The sequence below is a fragment of the Terrimonas ginsenosidimutans genome, from assembly GCF_022012415.1.
GTDB lineage: Bacteria > Bacteroidota > Bacteroidia > Chitinophagales > Chitinophagaceae > Terrimonas_A > Terrimonas_A ginsenosidimutans.
The window spans coordinates 153,904-177,073 of sequence record NZ_JAKLTR010000014.1; the positions used below are offsets into that span (position 1 = coordinate 153,904).

General features: G+C 45.3%; 17 protein-coding genes and 1 tRNA gene. 12 read left to right on the forward strand and 6 right to left on the reverse strand.

Annotation, left to right across the window (positions count from 1 at the left end):
• The first annotated feature begins 193 nt into the window (after positions 1-193).
• The 3 genes from LZZ85_RS20225 (at position 194) to LZZ85_RS20235 (ending at position 4,482) form a co-directional block, all read left to right on the forward strand.
• Positions 194-1,735, forward strand: a complete 1,542-nt coding sequence (locus tag LZZ85_RS20225) for an OmpA family protein (protein ID WP_237875176.1) — start codon at positions 194-196, stop codon at positions 1,733-1,735.
• Positions 1,736-2,085: 350 nt separating this feature from the next.
• Positions 2,086-3,804, forward strand: coding sequence for a S8 family serine peptidase (locus tag LZZ85_RS20230; RefSeq protein WP_237875177.1), 1,719 nt, complete (start codon positions 2,086-2,088; stop codon positions 3,802-3,804).
• 168 nt (positions 3,805-3,972) lie between these two features.
• Complete coding sequence (locus LZZ85_RS20235; RefSeq protein WP_237875178.1) at positions 3,973-4,482, forward strand: DinB family protein; 510 nt, start codon at positions 3,973-3,975, stop codon at positions 4,480-4,482.
• Between the two features lie 128 nt (positions 4,483-4,610).
• Here the strand turns inward: LZZ85_RS20235 and LZZ85_RS20240 are convergent, their stop codons facing one another.
• Positions 4,611-6,761, reverse strand: coding sequence for a carboxy terminal-processing peptidase (locus LZZ85_RS20240; protein ID WP_237875179.1), 2,151 nt, complete (start codon positions 6,759-6,761; stop codon positions 4,611-4,613).
• A 307-nt stretch (positions 6,762-7,068) separates the two neighbouring features.
• On the opposite strand from LZZ85_RS20240, the gene LZZ85_RS20245 reads away from it, so the two are divergent.
• The 3 genes from LZZ85_RS20245 to LZZ85_RS20255 all read left to right on the forward strand — a co-directional run bounded on the left by LZZ85_RS20245 (position 7,069) and on the right by LZZ85_RS20255 (position 10,512).
• Positions 7,069-7,142 (forward strand) — tRNA-His (locus LZZ85_RS20245).
• 60 nt (positions 7,143-7,202) lie between these two features.
• Complete coding sequence (locus LZZ85_RS20250) at positions 7,203-7,790, forward strand: DUF445 domain-containing protein (RefSeq protein ID WP_237875180.1); 588 nt, start codon at positions 7,203-7,205, stop codon at positions 7,788-7,790.
• Positions 7,791-7,890: 100 nt separating this feature from the next.
• Positions 7,891-10,512, forward strand: a complete 2,622-nt coding sequence (locus tag LZZ85_RS20255; RefSeq protein ID WP_237875181.1) for a TonB-dependent receptor — start codon at positions 7,891-7,893, stop codon at positions 10,510-10,512.
• A 549-nt stretch (positions 10,513-11,061) separates the two neighbouring features.
• Here the strand turns inward: LZZ85_RS20255 and LZZ85_RS20260 are convergent.
• Entirely contained in the window at positions 11,062-11,472 is a 411-nt protein-coding gene (locus LZZ85_RS20260; RefSeq protein WP_255724187.1) for a contact-dependent growth inhibition system immunity protein, read from the reverse strand.
• Positions 11,473-11,686: 214 nt separating this feature from the next.
• Here LZZ85_RS20260 and LZZ85_RS20265 point away from each other — a divergent pair, with 214 nt between their 5' ends.
• Both LZZ85_RS20265 and LZZ85_RS20270 read left to right on the forward strand, forming a co-directional pair.
• On the forward strand, positions 11,687-12,796 hold the full coding sequence (locus LZZ85_RS20265; RefSeq protein ID WP_237875183.1) for a glycosyltransferase: 1,110 nt from the start codon (positions 11,687-11,689) through the stop codon (positions 12,794-12,796).
• On the forward strand, positions 12,796-13,926 hold the full coding sequence (locus LZZ85_RS20270) for a glycosyltransferase (RefSeq protein WP_237875184.1): 1,131 nt from the start codon (positions 12,796-12,798) through the stop codon (positions 13,924-13,926). The genes LZZ85_RS20265 and LZZ85_RS20270 overlap by 1 nt, the downstream gene beginning before the upstream one ends.
• Here the strand turns inward: LZZ85_RS20270 and LZZ85_RS20275 are convergent.
• On the reverse strand, positions 13,907-14,596 hold the full coding sequence (locus LZZ85_RS20275; protein ID WP_237875185.1) for a cell division ATP-binding protein FtsE: 690 nt from the start codon (positions 14,594-14,596) through the stop codon (positions 13,907-13,909). The genes LZZ85_RS20270 and LZZ85_RS20275 overlap by 20 nt on opposite strands.
• Positions 14,597-14,757: 161 nt before the next feature.
• On the opposite strand from LZZ85_RS20275, the gene LZZ85_RS20280 reads away from it, so the two are divergent.
• Together LZZ85_RS20280 and LZZ85_RS20285 are read left to right on the forward strand one after the other, a co-directional pair.
• Positions 14,758-15,129 (forward strand): BlaI/MecI/CopY family transcriptional regulator, encoded by a 372-nt coding sequence (locus tag LZZ85_RS20280; protein WP_237875186.1) that lies wholly within the window; start codon positions 14,758-14,760, stop codon positions 15,127-15,129.
• Positions 15,126-17,495: a T9SS type A sorting domain-containing protein gene (locus LZZ85_RS20285; RefSeq protein ID WP_237875187.1), complete on the forward strand. Its 2,370-nt coding sequence runs from the start codon at positions 15,126-15,128 to the stop codon at positions 17,493-17,495. The genes LZZ85_RS20280 and LZZ85_RS20285 overlap by 4 nt, the downstream gene beginning before the upstream one ends.
• Positions 17,496-17,625: 130 nt before the next feature.
• On the opposite strand, the gene LZZ85_RS20290 is transcribed toward LZZ85_RS20285, so the two are convergent.
• Positions 17,626-18,801, reverse strand: a complete 1,176-nt coding sequence (locus LZZ85_RS20290; RefSeq protein ID WP_237875188.1) for an AIR synthase related protein — start codon at positions 18,799-18,801, stop codon at positions 17,626-17,628.
• Positions 18,802-19,004: 203 nt separating this feature from the next.
• Here LZZ85_RS20290 and LZZ85_RS20295 point away from each other — a divergent pair, with 203 nt between their 5' ends.
• Both LZZ85_RS20295 and LZZ85_RS20300 read left to right on the forward strand, forming a co-directional pair.
• Entirely contained in the window at positions 19,005-19,943 is a 939-nt protein-coding gene (locus LZZ85_RS20295; protein WP_237875189.1) for a bifunctional riboflavin kinase/FAD synthetase, read from the forward strand.
• A gap of 160 nt (positions 19,944-20,103) precedes the next feature.
• Entirely contained in the window at positions 20,104-21,060 is a 957-nt protein-coding gene (locus LZZ85_RS20300) for a hypothetical protein (RefSeq protein WP_237875190.1), read from the forward strand.
• 69 nt (positions 21,061-21,129) lie between these two features.
• Here LZZ85_RS20300 and LZZ85_RS20305 read toward each other — a convergent pair whose 3' ends face one another.
• A complete protein-coding gene (locus LZZ85_RS20305) occupies positions 21,130-21,882 on the reverse strand; it encodes a hypothetical protein (protein ID WP_237875191.1) in 753 nt (250 codons plus the stop codon).
• Between the two features lie 70 nt (positions 21,883-21,952).
• Positions 21,953-22,951 (reverse strand): DNA polymerase III subunit delta, encoded by a 999-nt coding sequence (gene holA, locus LZZ85_RS20310; protein WP_237875192.1) that lies wholly within the window; start codon positions 22,949-22,951, stop codon positions 21,953-21,955.
• Positions 22,952-23,170: the final 219 nt, after the last annotated feature.

Below are 23,170 nucleotides of genomic sequence, written 5' to 3' on the forward strand. Positions count from 1 at the left end.
CAATATTGAAGTTTAGTGAAACCTCTGAAACCTTCCAAACTTACCAAACCTTCCAAACCTAATAAAAACTCGCCCCGAAATACTAAACCCCCGCCCCCACCGTTGTTAATACTTCGCATAACTCCTTTGTTTTCTGCGAAATATTTACAAATTTTACGGCCTTAACTAATATCCTGAACCCAACTGACTGTACATGAAACGCATCCTTCTCCTATTGACCATTCCCTTGCTTTGCAGCCAGCAGTCCCGTGCACAAATGCGGATAGGTGTTCTGGGAGGCTTTCAACAGTCAACTGTGATCGAAACCAATGACCTCCCTGACTGGAGTGAACTGAAAAGCCGCTACCAGAAAAGAGGTGGTGCCCAGATCGGGTTCCTGGCAGATCTCCCCTTCAGTAAAGATTCAAGACTGTTTTTTCAACCCGCGGTGATCTTTTCCCAGAAAGGCAGGAAATACTCATTTGCGAAAGATTCTACCGTTGTGATCGATGTGCCTTTGAGTCCGGTGGATTCGATCATCAATACGGTTTATTCTGAGACCCGCAAACAATATCAGAATTACATTGATATCCCGCTGAACCTTGTGTACAAATTCCGGCTTGGTAAAAAAACAAGTTTCCTCATCGGCGGCGGACCTTATGTTTCATTCTACTATAATGCTACTGACAAAACGGATAAATATGTGATCGGCGTAAGCTATAAAGCCGAAGAAGAGGAGATCATGGTAGGAAAAGGCGATAACAAATACCGATCTTTCGACTGGGGTGTGAATGGCACTGCGGGTTTTGAGTTCGGCAGAGTTTTCCTCACGGCTAATTACAGCCGCGGATTAAGCAACTTCTACAGCCCTGCGGCCTATACAGCCACAGACTATAAACACGAAGTAATGGGGATCCGTTTAGGCGTATTCCTGGGTCAACCTGTGCAGCTGGGTGAAAGAGACCGTGATGCCGATGGCATTCCTGATAAGGAAGACATGTGCCCTACCCTGCCCGGAACGCTTGCTACAAAAGGCTGCCCTGACCAGGATGGTGATGGCATCATTGATATACAGGATAGCTGCGCGCACGAATATGGACCTGTAGAGAATCATGGCTGTCCGTATATCGACCGCGATAAAGATGGTGTGCTTGACAAACTGGATAAATGTCCGGATGTACCGGGCCCGAGAGAGAATAATGGTTGCCCTTACACAGACCGGGATAAAGATGGCATTGCTGATAAGGATGATAAATGCCCGGATGTACCAGGCCTGGCCCGCTATGATGGTTGCCCTGCGCCTGACAGTGACGGGGACGGACTCACAGACGAAGAAGATAAATGTCCAAAGGAAAAAGGACCTGTGTCCAATAATGGCTGCCCGGTCAAAGAGGTAAAACAGGAAGTGATACAAAAAGTTACTTCTGCCGCGAAATCGATCGCGTTCAAAGTGAATAAAGCGGAATTAACACCGGCATCATTCCAGGTACTGGACCAGGTGGTATTATTATTAAAGGACGATGAATCCCTGCAACTGACCATAGAAGGCCATACCAGCGCGGAGGGTTCCCGCGAACTGAATATGCGTCTTTCAACAGAGCGTGCGGAAACGGTGAAGAAGTATCTTGAATCGAAAGGCGTGGAAACTACCCGTCTGAAGGCTATCGGTTTCGGTCCTGACAAACCGCTGACACAAGGCAGAACAAGTGAAGAAAAAGCTAAAAACAGGCGTGTCGAGCTGAAGCTAAGCAACTAGAAAAAAATGATCAACGTCAATAAGCCCTGCAGTGTGAACTGCGGGGCTTTTTTGTCTCCCTCCGCTCAAGCTAAGCAAAGGCGGATCGCGATATTAATGCCTGAAGGAAGATATCCATGGCCCAGAATTTGTTTTGCAATGTGTTCATTATTAGAATTCTCGGTTGCCCTTCTTTGCTGGCCAACATTTTCAGCGGGGTGAGCTATCAAGGGCAGGATCAACCGGCATTCACTGATGAAAAGCGGGTCGGGCGACGCCATGTCAGAAATTAATAATAACAAAATGTATGAGTGGTAAGTCGTAATTTTAACCCTTTTTAGATTTTTACAGATATTAAAAATTAGTAGTTAATGAATTGTTTTGCTAGTCGTACCCTCCTGATTGCAGCAGGTTCCCTGCTCAGTGTGTTGGCTTTCTCACAGAAGAAAGAAGTTCCCAAAGGTTGGCATCTGATGGATCTGAAGGACAGTGGATATTATGGTATCAGCATGGATAAAGCATACGCATTCGTTGAATCCAAAAAACTGAAAAGTAATCCGGTGATCGTAGCAGTGCTCGACTCTGGTGTTGATACAGCTCATGAAGATCTTCGTCCTATCCTTTGGCGTAATCCGGGAGAGATCCCTGGTAATGGAATCGATGATGACAAGAATGGTTATGTGGATGATGTGTTCGGATGGAATTTCCTCGGCGGCCGTGATGGTACCAATGTGGAAAAAGATTCGTATGAAGCAGCCCGGGTATATCATTTGCTGAAAAGCAAATGGGAAGACAAAACCGTGGATCCTAAAACACTCTCCGCAGCAGATGCAAAAGAATATGATATGTGGAGCCGTGCTAAAAAAGATGTAGTGGGCATTACAGCAGCAAGCCCTGCCGACCTTGACGAAATGAAGAAAGGCTTTGCACAACTTTCGTTTGTAGACTCTGTGCTGAAGATCGGTGACAGCGTCATTCGTAAAGACCTGAAGAAAGAGGAATACACCTGTAAAGATCTGACCGCCTACACTCCTACCGTTGATCTGGCTGGTCGTGTAAAAATGATCATGAACAGCATTTGCAAAGACAACAATAAGGATGATATAACGAACATAGACATCCTCGAAGATCTCGAAGCGCAGGTTGGTCAGCTGGAAAGTGAGATCGCAAAAAATGATGCTGCACACGCTGCACCGAAAGACTATCGCAACAGTGTGGTCAAAGATAATTACACCGATATCAACGATAAATTTTACGGAAACAGCAACGTCATGGTGAGCAATAAATCGGCTCTGCATGGCACACACGTGTCTGGTATCATCGGTGCAGTTCGTAATAATAATCTCGGAATGAACGGGGTTGCTGATAATGTTCGCATCATGACAGTCCGGGTTGTTCCTGACGGTGATGAGCATGATAAGGATATTGCACTTGGTATCCGCTATGCAGTAGATAATGGAGCGAAAGTGATCAATATGAGTTTTGGTAAAGGATTTTCGCCAGAAAAGAAATGGATCGATGACGCAGTCAAATATGCGCAGAGCAAAGGTGTATTACTTGTTCATGCAGCCGGAAACAGCGCACAGAACGTCGACACCAGCTGGAACTTCCCTACTTCTGTTTTCACAGATGGAGTTAAAGCTTCCAACTGGATCACAGTGGGTGCAAGTGGCGATCCAAAAGCAGGCGGTCTTGTGGCAGGTTTTTCCAACTACGGTAAAAAAGAAGTGGATGTATTCGCTCCGGGTGTTCAGATCTATGCAACTGTTCCAGGCGGCAATACCTACCAGAACCTCCAGGGTACTAGTATGGCATCACCGGTTGTAGCAGGTCTCGCAGCATTCATCATGGAATATTATCCAAAGTTATCTGTTGAACAGGTTAAATATGTGATTGAGAAAAGTGCTCAGAAACCTGGTGCAAAAGTACTGGATCCGGGTACAGGCGAAGAAGTCAGGATGAGCGATATCAGCAGCTCAGGCGGGTTGATCAATGCGTTCGAAGCGATCAAGCTGGCTTCCACACTGAAACCTGAAGGTAATAAAACAACCAAGCCTGGTTCAAAGGTGAATCAGAAAGTGAAAGGTTAAACGGATCCCCGGATCTGATAGTTATAAAGACTTTTGAAATCCCGGAACAATGTTCCGGGATTTTTGTGCCGGCCATCTTCCAGCTTAGGGAAATTCCGGATATTCGTTGCCTGTTAAGGCCTGTACTTTGAAGCCTTTGGCCTGAACATTAAACCTAAACCGAATCATATGTCCGTCGATCTTTCAAGAGTTGGAGACTGGTATCATAACTATATCAGGCAGATCCCCGACACCGATATTTCTTCAGCATTTAATAACAATGACTACAACCTTACCGGCTACTTCAGCGCCATCCCGGCGGAGAAGCACGACTACCGTTATGCCGAAGGTAAATGGACGATCAGAGAAGTATTACAGCATATCATCGATGCTGAAAGGATCTTTGTTTACCGGGCACTTCGCTTTGCCCGCAAAGACTCCATTCCTCTTCCCGGCTTTGATGAAAACATGTATGCTGATAACTCCAGGGCCCAGTCCCGCAAGTGGGATGACCTGGTCACAGAATTTGACCTCACCAGACGATCCTCAGCGCTGTTCTTCCTTTCACTGGATGAAGAACAACTGGATGCCAATGGGGTCTCTTCAGGCAGCCCTACCTACGTAAAGGCCTTAGGATATATTACACTTGGGCATGCCATGCATCATAAGCGCATCCTAGAGGAACGGTACACGAATTAACGCGAATAGGCGCGAATAGTTGAACTATAAAAGAAAAGTCTTCCTGTACTGTGCAGGAAGACTTTTCTTTTATAGTTCACTATTCGCGTTCATTGGCGGCAATTCGCGGCCATTCGCGTTTATTCGCGTTAAAAGGCTTTCTTAGGTTTTTCCTCCGCCTGTTTCCCCTTCGCCAGATTTTCCTGGTTAATCATATCTCCTACCACTTTTACGGCCTGATCAAGATAGATATCCTGGCGGAGCAGTTTGAGCCACTGGTTGAAACGATCCTGCTTGGATTTATCGTCTGCCCAACGGTTCACTTCAGATGGCAATGCGGCTACATTGATCTCTGTTTTCATTTTTCTTACAGAATCGATCTGAGCATAAGCATCACGGATCGCCTTTTGTTCTTTTCTGTATTTCTCCAGCTGAAGGGAGTATTCCTTATTATTCTCTTTGCTTAACCATTCTGTGTTCTTCTTAATGGTTTGAAATGCGGGGCTGCTCTGTACACGTTGATTGCTGAGTTGACGGATTGTTTTCAGATCGTAACCTGCATTCCAGCCGGTGTAGGGAGATTTAGTGATCTCATCCCATGGCAATGCATCAGGATCATCTTTTTCACGCAATTTCAGATACTCGAGCTGGTCGGGCAGTATGATGTCTGAGCTAACTCCTTTCAATTGCGTAGAGCCACCGTTGATACGATAGAATTTCTGCAGGGTCAGTTTCACGGTGCCAAGATCGGAGTTGGACATAGAGAATCCATTTTCGGGATCCAGGCCTATGTTACGCTGAACCGTTCCTTTTCCATATGTCGATGTACTGCCGATGATAATGCCCCGGCCATAATCCTGGATCGCAGCGGCAAAGATCTCAGAAGCGGAAGCACTGAACTCGTTCACCATTACTGCGAGCGGTCCGGAATAGAGCACACTCTTATCCTTATCTTTCAATACGCTTGGCCGATTGTCTTTATCTTTTACCTGAACGATCGGGCCGTCTTCAATGAACAGACCGGCCATCTGAACGACATCATACAATGATCCACCGCCGTTGTTACGCAGGTCGATCACGATACCATCAACATTCTGCTCTTTAAGTTTGATCACTTCTTTCGCAACATCAATATAGCTGCGTGCGCCATTCGGATTTTCGAAATCAGCGTAGAACTCAGGAAGGAAAATGTATCCGATCTTGGAATTGCCCTCATTGACAACAGCACTTCTTGCAAATGTCTCGTCCTGTACGATCTGATCGCGGATCAGGGAGATCACCTTTATGGTACCGTCCGTTTTTTTCAATGTCAGTTTTACTTCTGTTCCTTTTTTACCACGGATCAGTTTCACGGCATCCGTAACGGAGAAGCCTGTCAGATCGGTCGGCTCCTCATTACCCTGCGCAACTTTCTGGATCAGATCTCCTACCTGCGGCTCACCTGCTTTATAGGCGGGTCCGCCGGTAACGATGCTTGCCACTTTGATATTCCCCTCATCATACTGGAGCGAAGCTCCGATCCCGAAGAAGCGGCCGCTCATTTCTTCGTCGAAATAGCGCTTATCTACAGGAGGGAAAAATTCCGTATGAGGATCCATCGTTGTGGTGATGGCATTGACGTACACATTGAATTTATCATCGTCGTTGAACTTAAAACGGAAACGTTCGAACATACGATCGATCACCTTCTTGACTTTTTCACGCGCTTCTTTTTCCAGTTCGACATCAGACTTTACCACGAAGCTATCGCGGCCCTTATTTTTCTCGCGTGTGTCAACGAGATCTGCATAACGTTCGAGCGTCAGGTACTTAAGTTTCTTTCTCCAGCGCTCCTTTGCTTCTTCTTTCGTGTTCACATAGTCAAGTTTCTCCCCATCAAGCACTACTTTTTCATCCACTTTAAAGTCGAATGGCTTTGCCAGGAGTTCAGTGCAATAAGCGGCAGCTTCTTCCATCCGGGTGTTGAATACATCACCAGCCCCTTTGAAGAATGTTACGGGAGCACCTTTGATCTCATCATCGATCTTTGTCTCGTATTTGCTTTTGAGTGAAGCGATATCAGAAGCAAGGAACATGTTCTTTTCCGGATCGAGATCATTGACGTATTTCTTAAAAACTTTTTTTGAAAAATCATCATTGACCTGCTGCGGACTGTAGTGAGCTTCTGTCAGCATCTGCCCCACAAGTTTCAGGATCTTTTCATATTTATCGGGAGGATTCTTTGTATTTGTTCCAAGGGTTTGGAAAGCAAGAAAAAGCCCCGCTACTACCATCAGGATCACGATAGGAAGTCTCTTCATATTCAATAGGTATTTAACTGCATTGTGCATATTCCAAAAATAACGTAAAAAGGATGCATTTCATATAATAATAACCTTTTAACAAGGGATTTTGATGAATGGTTCATGACGGTTGACCGTTCACCGTTGACCGTTGTCCGGAGGTTGTTTTCTTTTGTACTCTTTTGCAATACGAGTTATCCGGTCAACGGATAACGGTCAACGAACAACGAACGAAAAAAGGTTGCCCTCAACTTTTGCAACAAATTCTTCACTTTTATTTTTTTAAACAACTTCATTTTGCTTATTTTTGCAGCCACAAAAAACGGTGGTTGTAGCTCAGTTGGTTAGAGCATCAGATTGTGGTTCTGAGGGTCGCCGGTTCGAACCCGGTCATCCACCCAGTAAAACCCCTTCCTGGATTACAGGACGGGGTTTATTTCTTATTGCAATTACCCTTCCATGAATTACTGGCTTTTACTGATCCCCGTTCTGTCAGCCTTTATCGGTTGGGTGACGATCCGCATTGCTATCTGGTTGCTTTTCCATCCTTTACAACCCAAAAAACTAGCTGGCATAACCCTTCACGGCGCCTGGCCATCAAGCCGGGAGAAAATTGCCGCAGAGATCGGGAGATACGCTGCTTCGATGATCTCGCCGGAAAAAATTACCCAACAGATCAGCTTCGACGAAATAAGACCCCTGATTGAGCAACATATGGACCATTTTCTGCGCCATAAATTACAGGAGCAAATGCCCATGATCGCCACTTTTATCGGCGATAAAACCATCCAGCAATTAAAAGTCATTTTTATACAGGAAATAGAACTGTTATTTCCGGAGATCATCAACAAAATGATGATCGCCGGTTCCGGACCCGGCAATATGGAATCCATCATCTCACAAAAGATCTCGACGATCCCGGCATTTACCATCGAAAAAATGTTTAACGAGAAAATGGCGCCCGCCGTCAAAAAAGCAGCATTGCTGGGTGGCTTGATCGGATTTTTCACCGGTCTGATCCAGTTGCTGATCGCGCTGCTGACCTGATCTATCCGCTGCTAAGCCAGATTTACCCTTCATCAAGTTGGCCTGATACGGCCAGCAGGTAAAGCAAAGATTTCACGTCTAATTACACACAAACACATATATGAGGAAAATTTTGATTACGTTGTTAGTTGGCCTTTTCGCGGTTAACGTTTGGGCTCAACCAGGAATGGGAAATCGTGGAGGCGGAGGCGCCCAGCCTGCCGGAAGATTATATGGAAAGATCGTAGAGACCACATCCGGTAAAGGGGTGGAATTTGCGTCTGTTCAACTGCTGGCGAACAGGATGGATACTGTTACTAAACAAAGAAAAGAGGTGGTGATCGGTGGCATGCTCACCAAAAGCAACGGAGAATTTTCGATAGAGAATGTACCCGTGTTCGGGCCATTAAAATTGAAAGTGTCTGCGATCGGCTTCAAAGAGACAACCACAGCAGTATCGTTTGACATCAAGCCAGGCGGGGATATGAGCAATATAATGAATGCGCTTGATAAGGATCTTGGTAACATCAAGATCGAAACGGAAGAGAAAGTGCTCGACAACGTTACTGTTACAGCATCAAAACCCGGTCTGCAGCTTGGCATCGACCGTAAGATCTTCAACGTTGATAAGAACATTGCTTCTGCGGGAGGAACAGCCGTAGATATCATGCGCAATATCCCTTCATTGAATGTTGATATTGATGGTAACGTAACCATGCGCAACAACTCTCCCCAATTGTTTGTTGACGGCAGACCAACAAACCTCACGCTGGATCAGATCCCCTCGGACGCTATCCAGAGCGTGGAAATGATCACCAACCCATCGGCAAAATTTGATGCATCCGGCGGTACTGCCGGTATCCTCAATGTTGTGTTGAAGAAAGAAAAGAAAGTTGGTTACAATGGTAACATCCGTGCAAACGTCGACTCCCGCGGCCGTGTAGGTGGCGGCGGCGATATCAATCTGCGCCAGCAGAAAGTGAACATGTTTGCAAGCGGCATGTACATGCAGCGCAAATCCATTGCAACCGGTCATACGGAAAGAGAAAACTTCTTCTCTACCCCACAGATAAATCAATACCAGACAGACCGGTCAACTTCGCTTGGCGGTTTTGGATTTGGCCGTGCGGGACTTGACTACTTTATCAGCAATAGAAATACTCTTTCTGCCAGTGTAAACTTCGCCCGTGGGCAGATGAAGCCGTTCAGCAACAGCGGCATTGAATATGACTCGCTTTATCCATCAGGAACAACAGAGTCATTCCAGGACAGATCGAGCAATTCAAAAAGTAATTTCCGGAACCTTGGCGCTACCCTCAGCTTCAAACATAACTTCCCGAAAGCCGGTCGTGAGTGGACAGCAGACGTAACCTATAACAAAGGAAAGAACAATAACACGAATATCATTGAAACAGACTTCTATAATGCGAGGGGCGGAACTCTTTTAAGTGAGTACAACCAGCAGCAGCTGATCGATGGTAAGAACAGTAACGTGGTGATCCAGACAGATTTTGTGAACCCGATCACTGACAAGTCAAAACTGGAAATGGGTCTGCGCGCGCAATTAAGAACCAATAGCAGCACGAACTCATTCTTCTTTGCAGATGCAGATGGGAAATGGATATTCCAACCCGCATCACAGGTCAATTATAAGAGCGATGACCAGGTGTATGCAGCGTATGCCTCCTACTCTAACCAGATCAAGAATTTTGGGTACCAGTTAGGTTTGAGAGCGGAAAGTTCTAATTACAATGGGCAACTGCTGACCACAGGTGAAATTTTCAAGATCGACTTCCCTATCAGCCTTTTCCCAAGCGTCTTCCTTTCACAGAAATTGGGGGAAACATCCAGCATCCAGGTGAATTATACCAGGCGGATCAACCGTCCAAACTTCTGGCAGCTGACTCCATTCACAGATTCATCAGACAGGATCAATCCAAGCAAGGGTAATCCCGGACTGAAGCCTGAGTTCACCAATTCATTTGAATTGTCTTACGAAAAAAGCTTCCGTAATAAAGGCAACTTCCTTGCTTCCATTTACTACAAGCAGACAACAGACCTGATCACCCGCTTCCAGGAGACCGCAACTGGCGCCGGGGGAGAAGAGTTGCTGATGAACACCTATATCAATGCGAATTCAAGCTATACAACAGGTTTGGAATTGACCACACGGCAAAACCTGACGAAATGGTGGGAGTTCACACCTAACTTCAACCTGTATATGTCTGATGTAGAGATCGATATTGCAGGACAGGCCGATCAGCCAAAGCTGACAAGCTACTTTGCAAAAGTGAACAACACCTTCAAATTGCCAAAGAACATCTCGATCCAGCTTTCCGGCGATTACCAGTCGAAAACCATCTTACCTCCGGGCGGAAGTGCTGGTGGCGGACGTGGTGGTTTTGGCGGCGGTGGTATGTTTGGCGGTGGCCCTTCAGGAGCTTCACAGGGTTATATCCGCCCAACTTATGGTGTTGACATTGCCGTCAAATACGAATTCCTGAAGAACCGCACAGCTTCGGTTTCTGTAAATATGAACGATATCTTCCGCACGCGTGTGTCAGACGTTCACTCAGAATCGGCCCTTTTTGTCCAGGATGCGTTCCGCCGTCGTGACCCGCAGGTATTGCGGATCAACTTCAACTGGCGTTTTGGTAAGTTCGATGCAAACCTGTTCAAACGTAAGAATATGAAGGGAGAAAGAGAAGGACAGAGCGGTGGAATGGATGGAATGCAGCAGTAAGAAAGTTTAAAAGTTTTATAGTTTGAGGGTTTAAAAGTTTCTGCTCCGGAGACTTTTAAACCCTCAGTTTTTTGCGGCAAGTAATGCAATAGATGACCTCTTCATTTCTAAGAGCTATACAGATGGTGTTTCGTCAGTCTGGTTATCCTATGCAATGCCCCGCTGCGGCTCAGTTTTTGCAGGATTCTGCGCCTGATGAACGCTGCTTTGTGTATTGTTGCAGCTTGAACACATTTGGTGAAATCAGATCTTTTGCGGAATAACTGCGCAGGCTGTTTCATAGAACATGAGCAGAATGATAGCCTGATATCTGACTGAATATTTCCTGATGTTCCCCTGATATTGCCCTGATGTTCTCCTGATGTTGACCTGATGTTTACGAGAAGTTAACGTGACATCTATCTATGCTAATTCCATCCTCGCTATATGGTCACTGTAATGTCAATATACCATTGTCCTGCCCGCATTACATGAATCATCTGATCGGGCCAGCCAATGCTTATGCGCACACTTTTTTGTCATCCCAAAACAGGTTGGGAAAGAATCTGTTCAGTTAACTGCAGAGAACTGTCCGGCCATGAATTGTGCAACTTCCCTGTCGAGTCTTTTATGCCCCGCTTTCTGTATCAGCGAACGTTGCTGATTAAGCAATGAATAAAGCCTGCCGGCAAGGTCAGAATTACTTTTCCAGTAAACTTCACTCACGTTCAGCAACGCACTCAAGAGATCCCCCGGATAGAAATCACCATCGGCGAGAATATCCTCTTCGAGGATCTGTATTGTTTTATCAAGAAGAAAGATGGTACCAATATCCTGGGATAAAAGAAGACGGACCTGTTCCTTGGAAAGATCTTTTATGGGAATCCGCATACATTGGAGACAGCGGGATGTTATACCAGCCGGTGCATCCGTACTAATGTGAATGGATTGAAGTTGGTCTATTGATTTGTTTTCGTCCATTGTGGTATTATTTCACCTGAAGGCTTCAGTGTAATAATTACAGCAGCAATAGTACGAAGAGCTACGTATATCGCCAAGAGATTTTTTCCCCCGGATGTTAAAGTTTTTGCAACACCTCCCTGTTTTGATCTGATACAGAACCCTTCCGGGGCAACACTTAAACATTCAAACTTTTAAACTTTTAAACTTTTTTCCCGCTAGCTTTGGCCGCAGCATGAAAAGAATTACCGTTTCTGTTATATCTGAACTCACCACAGACCAGCGTGTATTGCGTATCTGCACCACCCTGCACGAGATGGGTTTTGAGATCAAACTGATCGGTCGTGCATTTAGCAACAGCTTGCCACTTGGCAGTTATCCGTTCCATGCGGAAAGGCTAAAATGCTTTTTCAGCAAAGGCTTTCTCCAGTTTGCTGAATTCAATACCCGGCTTTTTTTTCGCCTGTTGTTCAGCAAAACGGACTACCTGCTGGCTAATGATCTGGATGCGCTGCTTCCTAATTACATCGTAAGCAGGTGGAGAAAGAAAAAATTGTTTTATGATACACACGAATATTACACCGGCGTATCTGCGCTGAGAAATTCACCATTTAAACGCAGGATCTGGAAGAAGCTGGAAGATTGGATCTTTCCTAAACTGCCGTTGGTATATACGGTGAATGAATCGGTGAAGAATAAGTATTATGAGGAATATGGCAATGAGATCTTCATTGTTAGAAATGTACCGGTCACCCGCCCTGTTGACCCGGTTCCCATGCCGGAAAACTGGCGTGGAAAAAAATTGCTGATCATGCAGGGAATGGGGATGCATCCCGGACGTGGTGGCTTGGAATTACTGGAGATCATGCGGTATCTGCCTGCCGATCATCATTTGGTTTATATCGGAGGCGGAAATGAATGGGATAAGATTGCGGAGATGAGGATGGAATGGGGCCTCGAAAGCCGGGTGGATATGATCAGCAAAATGCCTCCTGATGAGCTCAGAAGGTACACGCCCCTGGCCACGCTGGGGATCTCCCTGGATGGCTTCGAAGACCTGAATCACTGGTTTACACTGCCAAACAAGTTGTTTGACTATCTTCACGCCGGTCTTCCGGTGGCGGCAAGCGCCATTCCGGAAGTAAAAGCTATCATCGAACAATATCAATGCGGATTTTGTTTTATTTCCCGGAACCCGCAAAATATGGCGGAAGAGATAACGCAATTATTAAATGACCAGCAGCGATACTCAATACTAAAAAAGAACGCGCTGGAAGCGGCCAAAGAACTGTGCTGGGAAAACGAGCGGCAAAAACTCGTCGCTTTGTATGAGCCATATTTGTAATGAATAAACATCTTCACATAGTATGCCTGGATACGCCATGGCCGGCCGATTATGGCGGTGCCATCGATATGATGAACAGGATCATGAAACTTCATGAACTTGGGATCCGTATCCACCTGCATTACTTCAACTATAATGAACGCGGTACACCGAATGAACTTAACCAGTTCTGCGAATCGATCAATGTATACCCCCGCGAAACATTCAATAACAGCTTTTCTTTCAAAACACCTTTTATCGTCGCATCAAGGATGAATGACGACCTGGTACAAAGGCTTTCCGCAGATAACCACCCTATCCTGCTGGAAGGTATTCATTGCACTGGCATATTACGGGACATGGATATTTCATCCCGTAAAGTGCTCATCCGGATGCACAATGAAGAAAGCATCTATTATAAAGAGCTTGCAAGGGTGGAAAAATCATTTGTAAAAAAACTGTACTTCTTCAATGAAAGCCGGCTGCTGAAAAAATATGCGACTGAGCTTCCGGATGAATGTACTTATGCATGTGTGTCGGAAAATGATGTACGTGCGTTGAAGAATGTTTATCATCTCGACAATGTGCAGTTCCTCCCCACTTTTCCAACCTGGCAAAAAGTAACGGGAGAAGAAGGTCAGGGCAATTTCTGCCTCTATCACGGAAATTTATCTGTGCCGGAGAATGAAAAGGCTGCGCTCTGGTTGCTTTGCAATGTTGTTACAAAATCGAGGGCACCCTTCATTATTGCCGGCAAAAAGCCGTCTAAGCGGTTATCAAAAGTGGCGGAATTGTGCCAGCATACCTGCCTGGTTGCAGATCCGTCAGAAACAGAAATGAACGACCTGGTACGCAAAGCGCATATACATGTACTCCCCTGCTTCAATAAGGAAGTAACAGGCATCCGCCTTAAACTACTGCATGCTTTGTTTGAGGGCCGGCATTGTGTGGTAAATGAGCCAATGGTTGCGGGAACGGGCCTGGAAGATGCCTGCCATCTTGCGGGCAACGCGAATGCCTTTGCATCGATCATCATGCAATTGTATCATCAGCCCTATACAAGAGAAGAAAAGATCCTTCGTAAACAGCTACTCGGAAATACATACGACAACGAAAAGAATACGCGCGAGCTTATTCAATGGTTATGGTAGCATTATCGATCACACGTCCGCGTTCTGTCCGGATCATCCGCGCAGGAAATTTCTGCACAACGATATAATCATGTGTAGCCATCAGGATCGTGGTGTTGAAATCCCGGGAAATATGGAATAGCAGGTTCATGATCTCATCAGAAGTTTCAGGATCAAGGTTACCTGTAGGTTCATCTGCCAGAATCAGCTTTGGTGAATTCAGCAGGGCCCGTGCGATATCTACCCGCTGCTGCTCTCCACCACTAAGCTCAAACGGCATTTTAAAGCCTTTTGCTTTCAGGCCAACTTTTTCCAACACGTCCTGGATCTTTTCATCCATAAGACGCGCATCAGTCCAGCCAGTGGCTTTTAAAACGAATTTGAGGTTTTCGTTCACGTTACGGTCTGTCAGCAATTGGAAGTCCTGAAATACCACGCCAAGATTGCGGCGGAGAAAAGGTACTTTTCTCCAATCCATCTTTTTCAGCGTGAATCCTGCTACCGTGGATTCTCCTTCAGTAAGCGGAAGCTCGCCATACAGGGTTTTCAGTAAGCTCGACTTACCTGTTCCTGTTTTTCCGACCAGGTACACGAACTCCCCCTTATTAACGGTCAGGTTTACGTCCTGCAAAATGAGATTATTACCCTGATATATATTGGCGTGCTGTATTTCGATAATCGGCTCTGACATTAATCCGTTCGTTTTCTGCAAAATAAGGCAAACTACAGGTAAAAATCCCCTTTTTTTAATAAAACTAAAGAATTAGTTGTAAAACTAGTTTTTTAGTTATAGCTTCGGATTGTTTAAATTGCGTTGACGGTTTTTAACAGGCCGGATAAAAACTCTGAAATATGAAAGCACTTACCAAAGCGGAGGAACAGGTAATGCAGGTGTTGTGGAAGTTAGAAACAGCATTTCTGCGTGATGTAGTGGATGATATGCAAGACCCCAAGCCGCATCAGAATACTGTGGCGACGTTGTTGAAGATCCTGGTGGAAAAAGAATTTGTAGCGATCAATGTAATGGGCCGCCAGCATCAGTACTATCCTCTTGTGAGCAAAGATGATTATTCCAAACGCAGTATGAAGCAGCTGGTGAAAGGATACTTCGAAGGTTCATTCAGCAATGTTGTATCCTTCCTGGTGAAGGAAAATAATATTTCAGTGGAAGAACTGGAAACCCTGCTTCAACAAATTAAAAAACAACAAAACAACAAGAAATGAAAAGCTTGTTCTTTTACCTGGTCCAGGTAGTGGTTGTATCAGGCATCCTGTATGCTTATTATCATTTTGCGTTACGCAATAAAAAATTCCATCAGTACAATCGCTTTTACATCCTGGCTGCAACGCTGGCAAGCGTGCTCATTCCTTTTCTGAATATACCGGTGTACTTCACGGAGGAAGATAAATGGATGTATGCGCTGCAAAATCTGTCAGGCCCCGCAGTAGTGATCAATGTTGATCCGTCTGCTGAAGTGGAAAAGCCTTTTAACTGGCAGGGATTGTTGTATTGCTTTTATGCACTGGTTGCAGTAGCCGGTGTCGCTAAGGTCCTTGTTTCTGTCTATCGCCTTAAAAAGATCATGCGCCGGCATCCTGCGGAACACCTGAACGGGATCCGGTTCATCAATACATCTGAACCCGGTACCCCCTTTTCATTCTTTCGCTGGCTGTTCTGGAATGATCGCATTGAGTTGTCTTCTCAGAAAGGCGAGCAGATCTTCCGTCATGAAGTATACCACATCGAACAAAAACACAGTATTGATTCGGTGTTTATGGAGATAATAACGATTGTTTTCTGGATCAACCCTTTCTTTCACCTGATGAAAAAAGAATTGAAGGCGATCCATGAGTTTCTTGCCGACCGGTTTGCGTCACACGACACAGAGAAATGGGAATACGCGGAGATGTTACTTATGCAGGCATTGAATACTCAGCATTCACTTGTCCAACCTTTTTTTCACAATCAGATAAAAAGACGTATAGCCATGATTACAAATCCACAAAAAACAAGTCATCAATACCTGCGCAAACTGCTGGTATTGCCGCTGGGTGCATTACTCATTACATTGTTTGCATTCAGTTATCAGAAAAAATCTCCCGACCTGCTTGCCGAAGTGACCGTTACTGACATTCAGCCTGCTGTTATCGATTCACTCCCAGATGGGAAAACAGATATACGGGCTGATGTATTCACCGTAAAAGGTGATGGTTTCAATGCCCAGAACCAAAAAGTAAAACCTCAATTGATCATCTTCAACGGGAAACGTTTCAACAGTGATGAGTTTGCGGCATTTACCGGTAAAAAAGGAAAAAATGTCGTTATTGAAGCCATGTATGTGGTTTCCACTCCGCCCAATGACAAGAATGCTATTCTACAGTATGGCGAACAGGCAAGAGATGGTGTGCTGGAATTCAAAGCAGCCACGCTCGACACTGTTCCGGCTGTTAAGGCCAATTCAGTTCGCATTAGCGCCTCACCTGTCCCTGGAAAAGAGCCATTGATCGTTCTGGATGGAGTTGTAAAAGATAGGGATGATTACAAACTTACACTCCAGCAACTCGATCCGGATAAGATCCAGTCGATCTCTATTCTGAAAGACGCTTCTGCAACCGGTCTTTACGGAGACAAAGGTAAAAACGGTGTAATGCTGATCACCACAAAAAAAGATGTGGAAGTAAAAGAGCTTCGACTGGAAACGTTACCGGGAGTGGTCGTTACTGACTCTGGCCGCCTCATTGGCACAGGTGCGAAAACCCGTGTTACGAATCTGCAGATAAAGCCCATTGAGGAAGTAAAAGCCGGCACCCAGTCTAACAAGCTTGAAGAGGTAACAGTAGTCGGTTACGGAACAAAAAAAGCAACGGGCGACCAGGTGATCGAAGTGCGTCAGGTGCCGTCAAATTCGATAAAAGGCCAGATTGAGGAAGTGCCTGTAAAAGGCAAATTACAATCAGTAACGATAGAAAATGTTAGCCGCACTTTCACAAAAGTAGAAGTGGAGCCAGCGTTCCCAGGCGGAGCGTCTGCATGGTACAGTTTTTTAACCAAAAATCTCGATGCCGCATCTCCTGCAAAAAATAATGCTCCTGCCGGTGAATACACCGTACAGGTACGCATGAAAGTTTCGGATGACGGACGCCTGAGCGATTTCAAAGCGCTTACCAATCACGGTTTCGGCATGGAAGCAGCAGCCATCCGTGCTCTGGAGAACAGCCCTTACTGGAACCCTGCCTATCAGAATGGCAAAGCTGTAAATGCGATCAAAACGCAAGCATTCACTTTCGTTGTCAAAGGCGAAACACCTAAACTGCAAGAAGTAACCATCAGCGCAATTCCTTCGGTTTCCGTTTATCCTAACCCGGCGAACGACAGAGTCTTTGTACGTCTGGAAGGATCAGAAGAACGTGAAGTGACGGTTCGTATCGTTGATATGGGCGGCAAGGAGAAAATGCGTTCCTCGATCAAAAAAGTAAAAGGCAGTACCGTAAATGGTTTCAATATCGGATCACTTGCTCCGGGAACTTATATCCTGAATGTTGAAGGAAAAGGAATGACTTCTTCTTCGCATAAGTTCGTGAAAGAATAACCGGCCACCTGGCGTAGTTCTCATCGCAGAGGGCGCAAAGAACCGCAAAGAGCGCAACGTTGATCGTAAGATTTCGTTGCGCTCTTTGCGGTTCTTTGCGCCCTCTGCGATACTACTACGCCAGCCTTTCTTAAGCGTATTCCAGCATTCCGTTTGCAGTCTTAATCGTAAGTCTCTTTCCGGGCTTCTCCTCCTCTACCCTTCCGATCACCCGCGCCTGCACACCCATTTTCGCCGCTACTTTAATCAGTTTATCAGCATCTGCCTCGTTGGTATAGATCTCCAGTCTTGTACCCATGTTGAACACCTGGTACATTTCATGGTCATCAGCACCGCTTGCTTTCTGGATCAGATCAAAGATCACGGGTGGGGTGAAAAGTTCGTCTTTCAGAATATGTACGTCTTCAGGTACATACTTCAGGCATTTTGTTTGGCCGCCGCCACTGCAATGCACCAGGCCCTTGATACTGTCAAAATGATTTTCCAGCAGTTCCTTCAGCACCGGGGCAAACGTACGCGTAGGAGAAAGCAGCAGCTGTCCGATATTCAGTTCTTCCCCATCCACTTCGATCTTATCCGTCATACGATGTGGCCCGATATACACCACCGAATCATCCAGTGAGTTATCAAACGATTCAGGAAATTTTTGTCCGTATATTTTTTGCAGAACATCGTGTCTGGCGCTGGTCAGGCCATTGCTCGCCAGGCCGCTGTTATAGCTTTGTTCATAACCCGCTTTACCAAAACCGGCGAGACCGACGATCACCTGTCCCGGTGCGATCTTTTCGTTGGTAATGAGTTTTGATTTGGGCCAGCGTGCGGTCATGGTTCCATTTACGGCGATCGTTCTCACCACATCGCCCACATCCGCTGTTTCTCCGCCCATATAGGTAATATTGATACCGAAGTTTTTCATGGCATCAAAGAATTCCTGTGTTCCGTTGATCACCGCTTCCAGCACCTCTGCCGGGATGGCGTGCTTATTTCTATCGATGGTGGACGAGAAAAGAAGCTGGTCGTAGATGCCAACACACAGCAGGTCATCCAGGTTCATCACGATCGCGTCCTGGGCAATACCTTTCCAGACAGACAGATCTCCCGTTTCTTTCCAGTAGAGATAGGCCAGGATGCTTTTTGTTCCCGCCCCGTCCGCATGCATCAGGTTCACCCAATCCGCATCTCCACACAGCACATCCGGATAGATCTTACAAAACGCTTTGGGATAAAGGCCTTTATCCAGTTTTTTCGTCGCAGCGTGCACCTCTTCCTTTTGTGCCGAAACGCCTCTTTTATCGTATAAGCTCATGGGTAAAATTGAGGCGCGAAAATAAACAAAAATACTGTCCGTTGTCCTTTGCCTGCTAATCGTTGTCCGTTGTCCGTTGACCGTTGACCGGAAAACAGCAAAATCTTACATTACAAAATTTAATTCCTGGCTCTCCGGACAACGGTCAACGGACAACGAACAACGGTCATCGGCCATCGATTTCCTCCTATCTTTGCCCCTTTATGCAAATTCACAGAAACCTTGATCAGTTGCCCGAATTCAGGAATGCTGTGGTCACGATCGGTACTTTTGACGGCGTTCATGCCGGCCACCGGCAGATCATTGATGAGCTGATCCGCGAAGCCAGGTCTGTAAACGGTGAAACCGTGATCATTACTTTCCACCCGCATCCGCGTAAAGTGGTGACGTCTGCGATACTCGGTGTAAGGTTGATCAATACACCGGAAGAAAAACTGGAGCTGCTCGAGCAACTGGGGATCGATCACGTGGTGGTGGTTCCCTTCACTGATGCGTTTGCCAACCAGTCTGCCGAAGACTATGTCGAAAACTTCCTGGTAAAAAGATTTCATCCGCATACCGTCATCATCGGTTATGACCATCGTTTTGGCAAAGAGCGTAAAGGCGATTACAGGCTGCTGGAGCAACTGGCGCCGCGTTTCGGCTATCAGCTCAGGGAAATCCCAAAACACATCCTGGATGAGATCGCTATCAGTTCCACACGCATCCGCGAAGCCCTGCTCGAAGGCCGTGTCTCCATCGCTGATAAATTGCTGGGGTATGATTTCTTTTTCTCCGGCGTGGTGGTGCATGGCGATAAACTGGGCCGAGAACTTGGCTACCCCACGGCTAATATCCATGTACCTGATGAGGAAAAGATCATTCCGGGTAACGGGATCTATGCTGTCTATGCCGCCCTTACGCATGGTGAGCCTGCTTCCAGCCGGCTGAAAGGGATGATGAGTATCGGCTTCAGACCAACGGTCGACGGCAAAAGACGGGTGATTGAAGTGAACCTGTTTGATTTCAACCAGGATATCTATGGAAAAACGATCCGCATCTTTATAAAAAAATACCTGAGAGAAGAAATAAAGTTTGATTCACTGGAAGCACTCGTAAAACAGATCGACCAGGATAAGATCGATAGCCTTAACATCCTGTAAAAACAGCATATCATTCCCTGTTCAGGATCGCGCATGTAATATAAAAGCAAGTGAAAACACTTAAAGGCTAATAATAGAATTTCTTTGTTGATAAAAACTCCCGGAGGGCTATTGCGCATCCATAAAGCACGCTCTATCTTGCGTTGCAAATTCCCGTACTATGAAAAGAACCTGGCTGCTCCCGGCAGCATGTATGTGCCTGATAATCGCTTCCTGTAAGTCAGATCATGAAGACACCCCCAAACCAGAACCGGCTAATGCTGAAAAAACATTGATGTCGATTGAAAAAATATGGGAACCGTCTTCCGGAATGGTAACATTTTCTTCCGTTGTTCTTAAGGGAAACGTGTCGCAAAACACCCTTACGTTCTGGGCTGACTCAACAAAAGACAGCTATACCAGGTATTTTTATGACCAGGGCGGTCTTCTGCAAAAGATCCTTTACAATAAGGTTGACGCAAACTTCTCAAAAAAAGACTCGCTGGTAATCGACCGGAAAGGAAATGGTGTTATCGATCTGATAGCCTCAAACGCTGCAACCATACGCTGCACTGTCTTACTTCTGCCAGACGGTGGAAAAGAAATAAGCTATGCAAAGAATGCAGCTACTGTTAAAAAGATCGTGCTGGATAAAGACGGGTATCCTGTAACAGATATCGAAACCAATAGCAGTGCAAATAACTCAATCACCCTTCGCTATTTTTATGATGCCAACAAGAAGCTTACCAGCAGGCTTGACACAACAAGATCCGGCACAACTATCTTTACCACAAAACTGATCGTTACAGCGGAAAACTCTCCCAACACTCACATGGTCTCCCTGCTCAAAAAATTGTTTGGTGCTGATCTGGAGTGGATGATGCACGACCAGGCATTCGGCACAACGCCTTTTGATATGTTGAACACTTATTTTACCACTTCGTCCACCCTATTGAATGGCGGCATCAGATCATGGACGGCCTCTCCAACAATTTCGACTGATGGAGTAAATTTTGGTCCGGCTGCTGGTTCAGAACGGGTTTATGAGACCACTTATGACACAAAAGGTCGCCTTTCCAAACGAATTATGAGATATTCACCCTACACTCAGATCTTTAACTATAAGTATTTTGATTAAGATCCATCACATTCTAAAAACAGAAAACCCCGGTATCCCGGGGCTTTCTGTTTTTAAGAATGTATTGCTTTAGAATTCCACTTTGTATTCAAGCTTTGTCGCATCTTCAAAGAAATCACTCATATCATTTTCTACTGTCAGTGTTTTCTTATCTTCAGAAAGTTTTGCATTTGCACCTTCAACACTTTTCGCAGGTTTCGGCAAATGAATGATCACCTTGTTCAGGAACGGTAAACCCTGTGACATCGCTTCTTTCAGGCTCTGCATCCCCTGGTCGGCACCAACTGTTGCATATTTCTCTTTATCAAGACGTACTTCTATCAAACCTTTTGAATAGGTAGTTTTGAAATAGTCGTCAAAGCCAGCCTGGGGCAGGGGCAACGCATCATCAGGCATTCCTTCCTGGCCTTTACCGCTCATTTGTTTCTTCATTGATTCCTTCATGAGTTTCCCGGACAGTTGTTGCAGTTTGGTAATTTCTGTAACATCAGAGAAGGGGAAACTGATTTTCGCCAGGAATTTATCTTCTTCCATGTTCATCACCATTGCCATTGAGCCTTTTTTCAGCAATTCTTTGTCCGCAGGCGTAGCATCAGGAATACTGTCTGCCATGTTTGCAAAAGAAATGGTCGTGTCCAGTTTCTGATCGCCCATTTTATCTGCCTCTCCAGACATTTTTGCAATCCCTAGCAATTGGCTCATGTCCATGGTAGTCACCATCGTGCCTCCGCCATTATCATTGATGGAAATTTCCCGGGTAGTTTGACAGCTAGTCAGGAAAAAAAGTCCTGCTGCAAAAAAAAGACTAGAAAGTTTTTTCATTTTGGTGTTGTTTTTATCTGGTAACATACCCGCAAATTACGTGTCCGGGTTTAAAAAAAAATTTATATGATCAGGCCATGATCTTATAGACCATTTCCTTCATTAAAGAACCATCCTCAGTGGGCGCGGCATTGACACCAATGCTCTTCAGATTATACTGGTGCAATAACAGCAATACACGTTCTACTCCGGTATAATCATATACCCGCGATGCATGCAGGTAATCTTTGACAAAAAAAGGATTTACGCCAATCGCGGAAGCAATAGCTTTCTCATCCTGCGAACCTGCACCGAAAACCATAAACACTTTGCTGAAAAAACCATAGAGAGATGGCAATATCAACTGGATCGGTGCGGCTTTCGGGTTTGATTCAAAATACTGGATGATCCGTATGCTTTTGGCGAGATCTTTTTTTGCCAGTGCCGCCTGCAATTCAAATACGTTGAAATCTTTGCTCACCCCAACGAACTCCTCGATATCATCTTCCGTGATATTTTTCCTCGCGGCAAGATTAACAGAGATCTTTTCAATCTCGTTTTCTATCCGGCTGAGATCATTTCCTATATGATCGATCAGGAGAGCTAACCCTTTTGGAGAAATGGAGAGATCTTTTGAACGCAATAACTCCTGCGTCCAATCGGGCAGTTGGCTGTCATAGATCTTTTTAGTACTGATGAACACGCCTTTTTCCTTCAGGACCTTTGCAAATTTGGTGCGGCCATCTACTTTTTTGTCTTTATAGGAAACAACAAATACAGTTGACGACAACGGGTTTTCTACATATCCCTCCAGCTTTTCTATATCGCGCATTTGTTGTGCTTCTTTAAGTACAACCACCTGCCTTTCTGCAAACATTGGATAACGTCTGCAGGCGTTTACGATATCCGCCCAGTTCGAATCCCGTCCATAAAATATCGATAGATTGAATGAAGCTTCACTTTCAGGAAGAAGGTTATGTTCAGCGTAATTAATTACTTTATCGATGAAATACTCTTCCTCTCCTTCAAGCCAGTAAACCGGCTTGAATACCCCCTTTTTCCATTCTGCTATGATTTTTTCAACCGCCATAAGGCGCTAAGATACAGGCTTTAGCTATTTTTCTGCGGAAGGGATTGTGAAGTTTTCGCGATCCAAAAAAAAGTTTCTGGCACGGTTTTCGGAATTGACTGTGCGAATTAACGCAGATTACACGAATTGATACAATTATTTGAATTGTACAAGACATGGAATCAGTTAATTACCAAAGAAACCACTGTACAGTAGAAAAATCACTATTCACTAAACGAA